Raw genomic sequence first — 13,454 nt, 5'->3', positions numbered from 1 at the left:
CGTCAGGTTGTCGTCGCGGGTGGGCGAACTTTTGCCAGAGATTGCTCGATCCAGCGGCGATCTTCGTCGTGCAGCGGTGTGGCGGACCACGCTTCGAGTTCCAAAGCGCGCACGATGGGCGTAAATGCATCACGTTGCACGCTGGGCAACGTCGCCAGCCAGCCCGGCAGCGTCGCGGCGCGGTCGATGGGCACACCGGCGCACGCTTCGAGGCGCGCCAGTTGCACTTCGAGCCACGAGCGGCGTCGGCGACGACTGGTGCGGCGTAGTAGCAGGGCAACGCCGATGACGGCCACCATCACAGCGGTCGCCGCCGCTGTCGCGGTGGTGCTCGGCAGCGCGTGCGCCACGAACGTCGCCAGTCCGCTGCCGGCGAAGCGCGGGAACGCGCCGCTGTCGCCGGCGAACGGGACGTTGGCGGTCGGGTCGAAGGCCTGCCATCCGATACCCGGAAACAAGACTTCGGTGTACGCGTGCGCGTCCGACGCCCGCACCTCGTACATGCCGGTGAAAGGATTGCGATGCCCCGGAGCGTAGCCCACAGTCGCGCCGGTACGCCCACCGACCGCAGCATCACGACGAGGGACGACGCGATCTGCTCGCAGAAGCCTTTGCGATCCGCGAAGAGGAATCGATCGACCGCGTCGTCTCCACGATGCAAGCGCGGCGGGTCGAGCGAGTACCGCGTATGCGCGGCGATCCATTGGATCATCGACTGCACGGCGTCGTAGGTCGTCGGTGCGGCGTCGTTCAGCTGCTCGGCGAGGGCGCGGACCCGCGTCGGGATCGGCGGCAAAGACGTGTAGCGCGCCGCCGTGTCGGCGTTGACGAAGCCGCGCCGCGGATCGGCGTTGCGCAGCGCCTGGGCCGTGATCGGTAGGCGCCGGCTGATGACGGAGTACACCGTGCCCGGCGCCATGGTGTCGCCGGCGCGCAGTGTGCCGTCGGAGAGTTCGTACGCTTGGTCGAAGGGCCAGAACACTTCCGACGGCGTGGCCGCGGCGAACACGACGTTGGGTGCCATCTTGGCGATGTAGAAGGTTTGGATGAACTCCTCGCCACCTTGGGTGGGGCGGTCCTCGGGCGTCAGCACGGGGCGGAGTCCGTCGCTCGTGGCGAGGCGGTGCAGCCTCGTGTCGCTGTTGGACCAGTGCTGCCCGTCGTAGGTGTCGAAGCTCTGGGCGCGCCAGAAGGCGGGGCCCGGAGCGCGCACCCGCATGACGATTGTGTTGTCCGGCCGACCGCGGAACCCCAGGTCAAGGTCGTCGGTGTAGCCGAAGTATCCGAACGTGCCGGTGGTGTTCGAGCCGGTCTTGCCGCGAGCGGTAGGCAGACTGTTGAACCCCGGGTTGAGCAGTTGCCCGCCAGTGCTGATCCCCCCGCTGCCGGCGCGCGACGGCAAGCCGAAGGCGAACACCCTTGCCGGCGGCAAGACGGAGAAGACCAGGACACCGACGGCGAGGGACGCCACCATCGTCGTCGGGATCGAGCGGGCGTAGCGCACGCGGCCCAAGACGACACCGGCGTCGTCGAGGTTGGCGATCACGATCGCCACGAGGGCGGCGGCGAACCACAGCGCCACCGTGACCCCGAAGTCGGTGGTGGTGGCGAGCGTGGCGCTGACGATCAGCAACGCGCCGCTCGTGCCGAGGGAGAACAGCACGTCGCGGCGCCCCGGCAGGTCGAGCGAGTGCAGCACTTGGACCCACAGCAACAGCTCGATCAGGCCGGCCTGGAGGCCGAACACCTGGCCGCCGAGCGCCGGCGCCAGCAACGCCAGGAACTGCACGAAGGCTGCGACCGCACCGACGGCGAGCAACGCCTTGAGCCAGCCGCGGCTGCGCTGACGCAGCCGATGCGACAGCACGTAGCCGGCTGGGATGCCGATGACGCACGCCAGCTGCAGCGGGACGCCACCGATGCCGAGACGCAACGCGCCCTGCGTTGCGATCATCACGGCGACGAAGACCGCGACCCGCAGCGGCACCGAGTCTTCCACCACGGGCGTGCGGTTGGCCTCGCGGATCCGCCCCAGCAACGTGGCCGTCACGTCACGTCCACGACGCGCACGCGGTCGCCGGCGCGTCCCGCCGGCAGTGGACCGGGGACGGCGGCGGCGAGGCAGCGGCCGACGTCGCGCCGCGTGCTGACGGCCGTGCGCTGGGGCCCCCGAGCGTCACGCGTGTCGAGCCGGACGCGTAGGCCAGCGTCGAGCGCGACGCAGGCAAGGCCGGCGGCGCGGCTGGCGATCGCTTCCGCGTTGTCGGCATCGTCCCCGAGAGCGACGCGGAACACCAGCAAAGTCCCGCGCACCTGGTCGGCGGCCTCGAGTTCGCGCACCATCAACTCGCCGCGCCGCGCCGTGCTGCGCCAGTGCACGAGCCGCACCGGATCGCCGGCGACGTAGGAACGGACCGAACGCACGTCGGCGGCGGCATCGAAGCCGATGGCGTCGGACAGGGTGGCGGGTGTCGGGCGCGGCGCGATCGCCAACGGCGTGGGCAGTTCGATCGTCCGGCGGGCGACTGGTCGCAAGAGGCCGAGTGTCACGCCGCTTGACACCTCGACCACGACCGCATCTACCAAGCCCCGTCGCCGCGCCTCCGCATGAATCGTCGCGTGTCCTCGCGCGACGGGATAGGTGGAGCCGTCGAGATTCCAGAATGTGAGCGTTCGCAGCTGCCGCACCGCTGCGTGCAAGTGGACCTCGATCGGGATCCGCTCGCCCACGGTGGCGTCGGTCGGCACCAAGAGCTCGACGCGCACGTCGGCCAGGCCGACGACGGCCGTGACGACGCCGATCACGAACACGCCGATGAAGGCCGCGGCAATCACGACGAGCCAACCCGAGCCGGCGCCGCGTGACAGGAGCATGGCGATGCCGGCCAGGCCAACGGCCGCGACCGCGTACGGCGTGGCGCCGACGCGACGCAGCAACTCGCGCACTACTGGCGCGGAACTGGGACGCGGCCGACGAGTTCGTTCACGATCGCCGCTGCAGCATCGACGCCGGCGCCGTCGCGCAGCACCAGCCGGTGCGCCAGGACGGGCACCGCCAGAGCTTGGACGTCGTGGGGCGTCACGTGGTCGTGTCCGTCCATGGCGGCGTGTGCCTGCGCGGCGCGCAGGAGGGCCGTCGCGGCGCGGGGGCTCGCACCGAGCGAGATTGCGGGGTGCGCCCGCGACGCCGCCACGAGGGCGACGACATACTCCGCCACCGCCCGCTCGACGTGGAGGCGGCGCACCGCGTCGATGGCGTCGGCCAGCCGGTCGACGGTGACGACCTGCGTCACGGAGTCGAGGGCGGTGACCCCGCCCTGGCCCAGCAGCACGTCGGCCTCGTGGGCCGGCGCCGGATACCCCATGCTCGTGGTGAGGGCGAAGCGATCGAGCTGGCCGTCGGGGAGCGGGAACGTGCCGGCGTGCTCGCGCGGGTTCTGCGTGGCGATCAAGAAAAACGGTTCGGGCAGGGCGCGGCTCACGCCGTCCACGGTCACCTGGCGTTCTTCCATCGCCTCGAGCACCGCCGCCTGCGTGCGCGGCGTGGCGCGGTTGACCTCGTCGACGACGACGACGTTGGCGAAGATCGGCCCGGGGTGGAACTCCCAGATTCCGTCGACCGGCTGGTACACCGAACTGCCGGTGATGTCAGAGGGCAACAGGTCGGGCGTCGCCTGCACGCGGTTGAACTTGCCGCCCACGGCGGTGGCGAGCGACTTGGCCAGCAGCGTCTTGCCGACGCCCGGCACGTCTTCGATCAGCAGGTGCCCGCCGCTGAGCAGCGCCACCAGCGTGAGCGCCACCACCTCTTCGCGGCCGCGCACGACCGCGTTGACCGCCGACTCGACGTCGCGGGCCAGTTCACGTACTGCCGCCCCGGCAGCCCCTCGCGCCATCTCCGCACGATACAAAGTGCGGATGGCCGAACCGCTGAGCCTCTACGACGGACTGGTGACGACTCGGGCGATTCGCCGCTATTTGCCCGACGACATCCCGCCCGATGACCTGAACGCGATCATGTTTGCCGCCACCCGCGGCCCGTCGGGCCACAACAGCCAACCGTTTCGTTTCGTCGTATTGCGCCGCACACCCGAGGCGGCGGCAGCGCGGGCGTTGCTGGCCAAGGGATTCGCGTTGTCGTGGCAGGGCGAGCGGCAGGACCCGCCGGCGGACGACACCAGCCGCCGCGCCCGCATGGCGCGCACGATGAACGCGTTCGTCGACTCGATCGAGGATGCACCCGTCATCGTCATCGCCTGTAACCGCGATCGCCACGGTCGCACCGACATCACCGCCGGCGCGTCGGTGTACCCGGCGTGCCAGAACCTGCTCCTGGCGGCGCGGGCGCTGGGCTACGGCGGGGTCATGACGCAGTGGCATCACCCGGTGCGCGACGAACTCGCGCGCGTCCTCGAGCTGCCCGACGGCGTGCTCATCGCCGGAGTCATCCCGCTGGGCAAGCCGGCGGGCGGGCACGGACCGGTGCGGCGACGGCCGCTGCCCGAACTCGTCTACGAGAACACCTACGAAGCGCCGGCGCTCTGGGCAGTGGACCCGGAGGGTACGCGCTACACCGGCGGCTGATCTCTACATTGACGGGCGATGTTCGACTGTCCCCGCTGCGGTGCGCCCGAGATCGACACGCCGTTCTACGGCCCGTGCCCGACGTGTCGCGAGGCGCTCAACGCCGCCATGTTCCGCGAACCAACCGAGCGTGGTGAGGCCGAGGTCTACGTGCCGAAGATGAACGTCACTCCGAATGCGGTCGCCCTCAAAGCCGACGACTAAACCGTTGCCGTGCCGCCGCTGCCGCTGCGCTTCGTGCTGTCCGCGCCGCGGCTGCAGGACCTCGCGCCGGCGGCCGCCGAAGTAGCGATCATCGGGCGCTCCAACGTCGGCAAGTCGTCGCTCGTCAACGCCCTCGGCGGTAGCGCCAAGCTCGCAATGGTGTCCAAGACTCCGGGTCGCACGCGCCTGCTCAACCAGTTCAGCGTGGACGACGGGCGTGGCGGGGGCCGAATGGTGGTGGATTGCCCGGGTTACGGCTACGCGAAGGCGTCGGCGACGCTGCGCCATGCCTGGCAGCACATGGCCGAGGAGTACCTGCTCGAGCGCGACGAGCTGCGCAATATCCTGGCGCTCGTCGACGGCGAGATCGGGCCGACGAAGCTCGACGTGCAGCTCTTCGAGTGGCTCCGGGCGCACGAGCGCCCCTTCACCGTGATCGCGACGAAGCACGACAAGGTGAAGTCGTCCCAGCGCGAGAAGCGCAAGCGCGAGCTCGCTGCCGGGTGCGGAGTGGCGCCATCCGAGGTCGTGTGGGTCAGCGCCGCCAAGGGAGTTGGCATCGACCGGTTGCGCGGCTTGATTCTCGAATGGCTAGCCGCATGAGCGTGGCCATCGTCACCGGCGGCAGTCGTGGCATCGGCGCCGCCACCTGCGAGCTGCTGGCCGCCGCCGGCCACGACGTCGTGGTGGGCTACCAACGCGACGCGGCGCGCGCCGACGACGTCGTGCGCGCCTGCCTCATGCATGGCGTGCGCGCTCTCGCGGTGGCGGGCGACGTGTCCACTGACGAAGCCGTCGCCGCCCTGTTCGCGGCCGCCGACGGCCTGGGCGCGCTGGGCGTCCTCGTCAACAACGTCGGGATCGTCGACGTTGCCCAGCGAGTCGACGAGATGTCGACGGAGCGGGTGCGGCGGATGTTCGAGGTCAACGTGCTGAGCGCGTTCATGTGCGCCCGGGAGGCGTCACGGCGGATGGCGCACAGCCACGGCGGGGCCGGGGGCGCCATCGTCAACGTCGGTTCGGTGGCCGCCAGTGTCGGCAGCCCGAACAACTACGTCGACTACGCGGCGTCGAAGGCGGCGATCGACACGCTGACGCTCGGGCTCGCCAAGGAGTTGGCCGCCGACGGCGTGCGGGTGAACTGCGTGCGCCCGGGCATCACCGATACGGAAATCCACGCCAGCGGCGGCCAGCCCGACCGCGCCCAGCGCCTTGCCGCCCAGATCCCGATGCAGCGCGCCGGCGAGCCCGTCGAGATCGCGCGCGCCATCGTGTGGATGTGTTCGGATGAAGCGTCGTACGTGACAGGCGCAATCCTCGATGTGAGCGGAGGTCGGTGATGGCGCGATGACCGCCCGCCAGAGCAAGGCCAGCCAGCGGCGCAACCGGATGCACAACGCCGCGCCCGGCCCGGTGAAGCGGAAGCAGCCGGCACACGTGTCGCTCCTCACCCGCCTGCGTTACCGCTTCGACAACGCCATGGCGCGCGGGCCCCTCGTCGTGATCTTGTACCTCGCGGCGTTGAGCATCCTCGTCATCGTCGTCGCCGCGGCCATTGCCACCGTGGCGAACCTGGCGTTCGCCGGCGGAGCGCAGCACACCTTCGGTGAGGAGTTGTGGCAGGCGATGCTGCGCACGCTCGATTCCGGCTCGTTCGCCTCCGACACCGCGTGGCCCACCCGCATCGTTGCGCTGATCGTCACGCTCGCCGGCATCTTCCTCGCCGGCTCATTGATCGGTCTTATCGCCAATGCGGTCGACCAAAAGGTCGAAGACTTGCGCAAGGGGCGCAGCACCGTCGTCGAAGCGCGCCACACGCTCATCCTCGGCTGGTCCGATCAGGTCCCGCGCATCGTTGCCGAATTGGTGGAGGCGAACGCCAGCGAGCGCGACGTGGCCATCGTCGTGCTGTCCGACGTCGACAAGACCGAGATGGAAGAGACGCTGCACGATCGGGTGCGCGACGCACGCACGACGCGCCTCGTCTGCCGTAGTGGCAGCACCAGCTCGCCCGCCGATCTCGAGCGCGCCGCGGTGCACCACGCGCGCGCCATCATCGTGGTGCGCGGGACCGACGGCGACGCCGGCGTGGTCAAGGCCATCCTGGCGGTGCGCGCCGTCGATCCAGGTCTGCTCGACACCCACGTCGTTGCCGAACTGGCCCAAGGCGACACGGCGCGCATCATTCGTGATGCCACCGACGGGCGGGTGCTTACGGTGTGCAGCGACGAAGTCGTCGCCGAGGTCACGGCGCAGGCGTGCCTGCAACCGGGCCTCGCCGCCGTGTTCAGCGACTTGCTCGACTTCGCCGGCGACGAGATCTACTTCACGCCCGTGCCGCAGCTGGCGGGCCGCACGTACGCCGAGGCGCTCGTGGCTTTCGAGGCGTCGAGCGTCATCGGGCGCATGCGGGCGACGGGGGAGGTGGAGTTGAACCCGGCGCCCGACACGGTTCTGGCCGTCGACGACCAGCTGATCCTGGTCGCGGCCGACGACTCGGCGGTGGCCTTCACCGGGGTGCAGGCATACGACGCCCCGGCGGTGCCGGCTACGGGTGCACGGCCTCGGCCGCCGCTCGACGTGGTGCTCGTCGGCTGGAGCCGGTTCGGTCACACCGTTTTGCGCGAGCTCGACGAGTTCCTGCCACCGGAGTCCCGGGTGACGGTCGTGGTCGACGGCGAACTGGTCGACGGCGCCGAGCTCGACACGGTGGCGCTGACCAACGCCACCCTGACCGTCACGGTCGGCGATGGCGGGCCCGACGACTTCCACGCCCTCGCCGACGGCGCACCCAAGCGCGTCATCGTGCTCGGCTACCGCGATGCGTTGTCGGTCGACGACGCCGACGCCCGCACCCTCGTGACGCTGCTGGCGCTGCGATCGCAGTGGCCGGCCAACGGCGATCACGGTGTGCGGATCGTCGCCGAGCTGCTCGACCAGCAGAACCTCGCGCTCGCCGTGCCCGTCGGTGTGGACGACCTCATCGTCAGCAACGCCCTCGCGAGCCTGCTGATGGCGCAGCTGTCGGAGAACCCGGCGTTGCTCCCGGTCTTCGACGACTTCTTCGACGCCGAGGGCGCGGTGATCGAGATGCGCCCGGCTAACGCCCTGGTGCCCGCCGAGGCGTTGCCGTTCGGGGCAGTCGTCGCCGCGGGTGGGCGACAGGCGATGTCGGTGTTCGGTTACCGCGTCGCCGCCAGTGGCGAGGTGGTGCTCAACCCGCCGAAGTCGACGGTGGTGACCCTTGGCGCCGAAGATTCCGTCGCGGTGGTCGTGAACGCGTAAAGCTGCGCCCGTGGGCGACGGTCTGACTCTCTGGTACCGCGCCTGACGTGACCGCGCTCAGTGTCCCGACGCCGTGCCTGGTCGTGCTCGTCGGCGTATCGGGTTCGGGCAAGTCGACGTGGGCGGCGCAGAACTGCGAGCCGGGCGAAATCGTCTCGAGCGACGCGCTGCGGGCGCAGGTCGGGGAGTCGGCCTTCGACCAACAAGCCAGCGCCGACGCCTTCGCCGTCCTCGAAGACATCGTGCAGCGTCGATTGGCCCGCGGACTCTTCACCGTGATCGACGCCACTTCGCTGGAGGACGCCAGCCGGCAGCGTTACCGCGACTTCGCCCGGGCCGCTGGCGTGACGTGCGTGGCCATCGCCTTCCCTACCGACGCGGCGACGTGCAAAAGCCGCAACCGCGCTCGCGCCACGCCCGTGCCCGCGCCGATCCTGAACAAGCAGCTGAAGGACTTCGCCCGCGTGCTGCCGTTGCTCGACGCCGAAGGCTACGACTCGGTATTCCACGAGCCGGCGCCGCTGCGGCGACGGGCCGCGAACGAGACAGCGCTGCGCTTTGGACTGCAACTGCCGCGTCACGGCTGGGAGGGGAGCCGCGCCGGGGCGCTGCGAGACGTCGCGGTGGCCGCCGAGGACGCCGGCTTTTCCAGCATGTTCTTGATGGATCACTTCATCCAGATCCCACAAGCCGGCCGCGAGTGGGACGACATCCTCGAGTGCTACACGACCCTCGGCTTCCTCGCCGGGGTGACGACGCGGGTGCGCCTCGGTGCGCTCGTCACCGGCATCACGTACCGCAACGTCGCCCTGCTCGGCAAGATGATCGCGACCCTCGACGTGCTCTCCGAAGGCCGGGCGATCGCGGGTCTCGGCGCCGCCTGGTACGAGCGCGAGCACGCGGCGTACGGCTTCGCGTTCCCACCGCTGCGGGAGCGCTACGCGCTGCTCGAAGACGCCCTCCAACTGCTGCCGCTCATGTGGGGCAAGGGCGCGCCGGCATTCACCGGGCGGGTCATCGAGGTGCCCGAAGCGATGAGCTACCCACGTCCGGTGCAGGAGCGCATCCCGATCCTCGTCGGTGGGTCCGGCGAGCGAAAGACCCTGCGACTGGTGGCGCAGTACGCCGACGCGTGCAATCTCTTCGGCAACGCTGCGACGCTGCGGCGCAAGCTCGCGGTGTTGCACTCCCACTGCGCGGCGGTCGGGCGCGACCCATCGACGATCGAGGTGACGCACCTCGGCACCGTGGCACCCACAGCCGATCCGATTCCGCACTACGCCGGTCTCGCGGATGCGGGCGTGCACACCGCCATCGTCAACTTCCGCGGCGAGCCGACAGCCGCTGACGTGGCGGCGTTCGGCCGCGTGATCGGCGCCTTCAACCACTAGGTTTCCGGCCCATGTTCGAGTGGTCCGATGAGCAGAAGATGATCAAGGACGCGGTGCGTCAGTTCGTGGAGAAGGAGATCGCGCCGCGCCGCGACGAACTCGAACACGGCGACACGCCGCCCTACGACGTGCTGCGTCTCATGTTCAAGACCTTCGGCATGGATGCCATGGCCGCCGCCGGCTTCGACCGCCGCATCGCCAAGGAGGAAGCGGGCGAAGCGCCCAAGCCGCTCACGCTGGAAGACGACGAGGAGTCCGGCGGCGGCGGCGGGGGCAACGCCATGATGATGCTGCCGATCATTGAGATCTGCCGCTACTGCCCCGGCATGATCACCGCTATGGGCGTGTCGGTGGGCCTCACCGGCTCGGCGATCATGTCGAAGGGCACGACGGCGCAGAAGAAGCGCTGGGCCCGCGACCTGCTGACGCTCGAAAAGGTCGGTGCGTGGGCGATCACCGAACCGGGCTCGGGTTCGGATGCGTTCGGTTCGATGCGTTCGACGGCGCGGCGCGACGGCGACGAGTACGTCCTCAACGGTTCGAAGACCTTCATCACCAATGGCCCTTACGCCGACACGATCGTGTTCATCTGCAAGCTCGACGAAGGCAACCCGCCGGAAGAGCGCAAGGTGCTGACTTTCGTGCTCGACAAGGGGATGCCGGGCCTCACGCAGTCCAAGCCGCTGCGCAAGATGGGTATGCATTCGTCGCCGACCGGGGAGTTGTTCCTCGACGACGTGCGCTGCGGCAAGGACCGTCTGTTGGGCGAGACCGAGGACATTCCCGGTGGTGGCCGTTCGGGCGCCAAGGACACGTTCTCGATGGAGCGCTCCGGCGTCGCTGCCATGTCGCTCGGCATCATCGAAATGTGCCTCGAGAAGTGCATCGACTACGCCAAGAACCGCGTGCAGTTCGGCCAGCCCATCGGGGAGTTCCAGCTGATCCAGGAGAAGCTGGCCAAGATGGAGGTTGCGCGCCTCAACGTGCAGAACCTCGTGTTCCGCTTCATGGAGATGGGCGCGGCGGGTCGCGGTCTCACGCTGGCCGAGGCGAGCGCGATGAAGCTGTATTCGGCGCGCGCCGCGGTCGAAGTGGCGATGGAGGCCGTCCAGCTGCACGGCGGCAACGGCTACATGTCCGAGTTCCACGTCGAGCAGCTCGCCCGCGACGCCAAGGTGCTGCAGATTTACGCGGGCACCGACGAAATCCAGATCACTCACATCGCCAAGGACCTCCTGCGCCGCTGACGCTGGAATCACGCATCGGCGGGGCTTGTCGCCTTACGCTTGGCTGAACGACGAGCATGGGGAGCAAGGACGACGTGGGCCGAAGGGGCGCCCTGCACGTGGCAAGGGCAACGGTGGCGATCGGCGCCATCGCGCTGTTGTGGCCGGTGGCGCCGGCGCACGCGTCGGCGATGCGCGTCACCGTGAACGGCAAGCGCATCCAGCTGGCGACGACGAACGCCACGGTGCAGGACGCCATCGAGGCCGCCGGCCTCCAGCTGCGCGTCGGGTTCATGCGCTCAGTCGCCACGGGCGATCCCGTCCCGCATCAGGTCCGCGAGCCGCGCATCCTGATCGACAACGAGAACGTGCCGGTGACGCGGCCTCTCGGCAACGGCGACCACATCACCGTTATCAACGGGCGCGACTTCGTCGAACCCGTGGTGGAACAGCTGAAGCCGCTCAGGCCGGCCGGCTTGCCCGACGTGGAGATGCAGGTGTGGCAGCCGGGTTCCATCGGCACGGCGCGCGAGTTGGTAGGACGGTATTCCGGCCAGGTCGCCGGTCCCGAGCAGGTGATCAAGCCGGCGCTCCCGGCCGAGCCGACGCACCGACCCGTCGTCCTGCTCAGTTTCGACGACGGTCCCGACGGGCGCTGGACGCCCCAGGTCCTCGACATCCTCAAGGCCAAGAACGTCAAGGCCGTCTTTTGCCTCATCGGCATCCAGATCCAGCGCTTCCCCCAACTCGTGCAGCGCATCCATGCCGAAGGCCACACGCTGTGCGACCACTCGATGCACCACGACATGAAGGCGAGCCTGAAACCGATCCCGTATCAGCTCGCCGAGGTCGACGGCCCGTTCAACCTCATCATGCAGATCACCGGTACGCCGCCGCGCTTCTACCGCGGCCCGGGCGGCGACACGTCGCCGTCGATCATCGCCGAGGCGCACCGGCTCGGCATGCGGGTGCTGGCGTGGAACGTCGACCCGGGCGACTACACCAAGCCGGGCGCCGAGATGATCCAGAACCGCATCGCGCTGTCGATCAAGAACGGCGGCGTGGCGCTGATGCACGACGGCGGCGGCGATCGCAGCCAGACCGTCGCCCAGTTGCCCGGTCTGATCGACCGGCTGCGCGCCGAGGGCTACTCGTTCACGATTCCGTAGAGGCTCATCGCGTCCGCAAGTGAGGCCTCCTGCACACCCGGCTGGTCGACGATGGCCTCGAGCCACTCGGGGCGCGCGATGGCGGCCACGGTGATCGGCGTGTCGAGGGACGACAGCGCGAGCACCTGGCGCAGGAAGTTGGCGACGTAGTCGGGCGGGCGCACGTCGCGGGACAGCTCGGCCAGCGCGAACGGGTCGGGCGCACCCTTGGGCGCGTCGTTGGTCTTGGGCTGGACGACGACGGGCGACGCCGGATTCGAACCGCCACCGTTGAGCCCCGGCCCGTCACACAGCACCGCACCGCGGACGAGATCGGGCCGCGCCCCGGCGATGAGGACCGCCACGTAGGCGCCGAGGCCGCGACCGATCACCGTCGCCGGGCCGATGTGGCGCAGGGCGGCGTCGGCGTCGGCCATCAGCGTCTCGGCGGTGTAGCCGCCGCCGGGAGGACGGGTCGACTCGCCGTGGCCGAGGAAGTCGAGCGCCCACACCGCGCCGCCGGGCCAGCCTTCGACGACTTGGCGAGTCAGCACGCACCCGAGGGCGTTCTCGGCGAGTCCGTGCAGCACGAGCGCGGTGGGACCCTCACCGGGGCGCACGCAGTGCAGCGCCAGTTCGCTCTTGCCGTGGCGGACGATGACGGGGACGGTCACTGGAGCCGTCACGCCGCGAGGAATTCGAGGACGAGATCGGCGGTGCGCTGCGGCTGCTCGATGTGGATGAAGTGGCCGCAGCCCTCGAACTCGTACACGGTCGACTCCGGCGGTAGGTACGGCGCCACGTCGACCAGGCGCGTGCCGAAGCCCATGCGTTCCGGTTCGGTGGCGAGAATGCCGAGCAGCGGCACGCCGACGTTCGCCAGGCGGTACAGCGACCACTCGGGGCGCCACGGGCCGAAGCCGCCGAAGCGCATCACCGGGTCGATCTTCCAGCGCCAGCCGTCGGGATCCTTGCGGGCGCCGATGGTGACGAGGTACTCGAGCCACTCGATCGGAAGTCGGGGGTTCATCACCGCCCGGCGCTGCGCCAGTTCCTCGAGCGTACCCGGCTTGCGCTGGGACTCGACGCTGCGAGCGCGATGGTCGAGCCAGTTCGTCAGTTCGGTCGACATCATGCGGGTGCGTTCGTGGTCGGACAGGTCGGGCATGTTGCGCTTGCCCGGCATGCCGTCGATGTTCACCAGCTTCGTCACGCGGTGCGGGCACGCATCGGCGAGCTGCAGCATGAGGCCGCCGCCCTTCGAGTGGCCCACGATCGGGATGGCGCCGGGAGTCACGCTGTCGATGACGGCGAGGGTGTCGCGCACATCCGCGTCCCAGCTGTAGCAGACGGCGTGTTCGGAGTCACCGTGGCCGCGCTGGTCGAAGGCCACGACGCGCCAGCCGGCGTCGGCGAGCAGAGGAGCGAACAGGTCGTAGGTGCCGGCGAAGTCCATGCCGCCGTGGACGAGCAGCACCGGCGGCGCGTCCTCGTCGCCCCACTCGTAGGCCGCGATCGACAAGCCGTTGCTGTCGACGCGCCGGAAGCGGTCGGGTCGCCGGGCGCCCGGAAACGTTCTCTCATCACCAGCCATCGACGGGACGATAACGTCCGGC

General features: G+C 69.7%; 14 protein-coding genes. 8 read left to right on the top strand and 6 right to left on the bottom strand.

Annotated elements, in window-relative coordinates:
* Positions 1-2: 2 nt before the first annotated feature.
* From VHC63_17575 to VHC63_17560, 4 genes are read right to left on the bottom strand one after another with little or no spacing between them, the layout of a single operon-like run.
* A complete protein-coding gene (locus tag VHC63_17575; protein HVV38424.1) occupies positions 3-350 on the bottom strand; it encodes a hypothetical protein in 348 nt (115 codons plus the stop codon).
* On the bottom strand, positions 299-2,050 hold the full coding sequence (locus VHC63_17570) for a DUF3488 and transglutaminase-like domain-containing protein (protein HVV38423.1): 1,752 nt from the start codon (positions 2,048-2,050) through the stop codon (positions 299-301). The genes VHC63_17575 and VHC63_17570 overlap by 52 nt, the downstream gene beginning before the upstream one ends.
* Positions 2,047-2,946: a DUF58 domain-containing protein gene (locus VHC63_17565; GenBank protein HVV38422.1), complete on the bottom strand. Its 900-nt coding sequence runs from the start codon at positions 2,944-2,946 to the stop codon at positions 2,047-2,049. The genes VHC63_17570 and VHC63_17565 overlap by 4 nt, the downstream gene beginning before the upstream one ends.
* The gene (locus VHC63_17560) at positions 2,946-3,896 is read right to left on the bottom strand and encodes a MoxR family ATPase (GenBank protein ID HVV38421.1); all 951 of its coding nucleotides are present in this window, start codon (positions 3,894-3,896) and stop codon (positions 2,946-2,948) included. Before VHC63_17560 ends, VHC63_17565 begins: the two co-directional genes overlap by 1 nt.
* Before the next feature lie 22 nt (positions 3,897-3,918).
* Here VHC63_17560 and VHC63_17555 point away from each other — a divergent pair, with 22 nt between their 5' ends.
* The 8 genes from VHC63_17555 to VHC63_17520 all read left to right on the top strand — a co-directional run bounded on the left by VHC63_17555 (position 3,919) and on the right by VHC63_17520 (position 11,859).
* Complete coding sequence (locus VHC63_17555; protein ID HVV38420.1) at positions 3,919-4,584, top strand: nitroreductase family protein; 666 nt, start codon at positions 3,919-3,921, stop codon at positions 4,582-4,584.
* An 18-nt stretch (positions 4,585-4,602) separates the two neighbouring features.
* The gene (locus VHC63_17550; GenBank protein ID HVV38419.1) at positions 4,603-4,788 is read left to right on the top strand and encodes a hypothetical protein; all 186 of its coding nucleotides are present in this window, start codon (positions 4,603-4,605) and stop codon (positions 4,786-4,788) included.
* A 9-nt stretch (positions 4,789-4,797) separates the two neighbouring features.
* Positions 4,798-5,391 carry a ribosome biogenesis GTP-binding protein YihA/YsxC gene (gene yihA / locus VHC63_17545; GenBank protein ID HVV38418.1) on the top strand — a complete coding sequence of 198 codons (594 nt, stop codon included), beginning with the start codon at positions 4,798-4,800 and terminating at the stop codon, positions 5,389-5,391.
* A complete protein-coding gene (locus tag VHC63_17540; protein HVV38417.1) occupies positions 5,388-6,128 on the top strand; it encodes an SDR family oxidoreductase in 741 nt (246 codons plus the stop codon). The genes yihA and VHC63_17540 overlap by 4 nt, the downstream gene beginning before the upstream one ends.
* Positions 6,129-6,135: 7 nt before the next feature.
* Positions 6,136-8,073 (top strand): hypothetical protein, encoded by a 1,938-nt coding sequence (locus tag VHC63_17535; protein HVV38416.1) that lies wholly within the window; start codon positions 6,136-6,138, stop codon positions 8,071-8,073.
* A gap of 47 nt (positions 8,074-8,120) precedes the next feature.
* Complete coding sequence (locus VHC63_17530) at positions 8,121-9,464, top strand: TIGR03560 family F420-dependent LLM class oxidoreductase (protein ID HVV38415.1); 1,344 nt, start codon at positions 8,121-8,123, stop codon at positions 9,462-9,464.
* A gap of 11 nt (positions 9,465-9,475) precedes the next feature.
* Complete coding sequence (locus VHC63_17525; GenBank protein ID HVV38414.1) at positions 9,476-10,711, top strand: acyl-CoA dehydrogenase family protein; 1,236 nt, start codon at positions 9,476-9,478, stop codon at positions 10,709-10,711.
* Positions 10,712-10,809: 98 nt separating this feature from the next.
* Positions 10,810-11,859: a polysaccharide deacetylase family protein gene (locus tag VHC63_17520; protein ID HVV38413.1), complete on the top strand. Its 1,050-nt coding sequence runs from the start codon at positions 10,810-10,812 to the stop codon at positions 11,857-11,859.
* On the opposite strand, the gene VHC63_17515 is transcribed toward VHC63_17520, so the two are convergent.
* Together VHC63_17515 and VHC63_17510 are read right to left on the bottom strand one after the other, a co-directional pair.
* The gene (locus VHC63_17515) at positions 11,838-12,524 is read right to left on the bottom strand and encodes an alpha/beta fold hydrolase (protein ID HVV38412.1); all 687 of its coding nucleotides are present in this window, start codon (positions 12,522-12,524) and stop codon (positions 11,838-11,840) included. The two genes, VHC63_17520 and VHC63_17515, sit on opposite strands and share 22 nt — an antisense overlap.
* Positions 12,521-13,432 (bottom strand): alpha/beta hydrolase, encoded by a 912-nt coding sequence (locus tag VHC63_17510; GenBank protein HVV38411.1) that lies wholly within the window; start codon positions 13,430-13,432, stop codon positions 12,521-12,523. Before VHC63_17510 ends, VHC63_17515 begins: the two co-directional genes overlap by 4 nt.
* Between the last annotated feature and the right edge of the window lie 22 nt (positions 13,433-13,454).

The organism is Acidimicrobiales bacterium, from assembly GCA_035546775.1.
In the GTDB taxonomy this organism is placed as follows: domain Bacteria; phylum Actinomycetota; class Acidimicrobiia; order Acidimicrobiales; family JACCXE01; genus JACCXE01.
The sequence above is the reverse complement of the archived record's forward strand: the minus strand, read 5'-3'. Positions and strand labels throughout refer to the sequence as shown.

Excerpts from the sequence above, each read along its gene's own strand:
- VHC63_17525 (HVV38414.1), top strand. The coding sequence starts at position 9,476 with ATGTTCGAGTGGTCCGATGAGCAGAAGATGATCAAGGACGCGGTGCGT.
- VHC63_17555 (HVV38420.1), top strand. The coding sequence starts at position 3,919 with ATGGCCGAACCGCTGAGCCTCTACGACGGACTGGTGACGACTCGGGCG.
- VHC63_17560 (HVV38421.1), bottom strand. The coding sequence starts at position 3,896 with ATGGCGCGAGGGGCTGCCGGGGCGGCAGTACGTGAACTGGCCCGCGAC.
- VHC63_17510 (HVV38411.1), bottom strand. The coding sequence starts at position 13,432 with ATGGCTGGTGATGAGAGAACGTTTCCGGGCGCCCGGCGACCCGACCGC.
- VHC63_17550 (HVV38419.1), top strand. The coding sequence starts at position 4,603 with ATGTTCGACTGTCCCCGCTGCGGTGCGCCCGAGATCGACACGCCGTTC.
- VHC63_17540 (HVV38417.1), top strand. The coding sequence starts at position 5,388 with ATGAGCGTGGCCATCGTCACCGGCGGCAGTCGTGGCATCGGCGCCGCC.
- VHC63_17535 (HVV38416.1), top strand. The coding sequence starts at position 6,136 with ATGACCGCCCGCCAGAGCAAGGCCAGCCAGCGGCGCAACCGGATGCAC.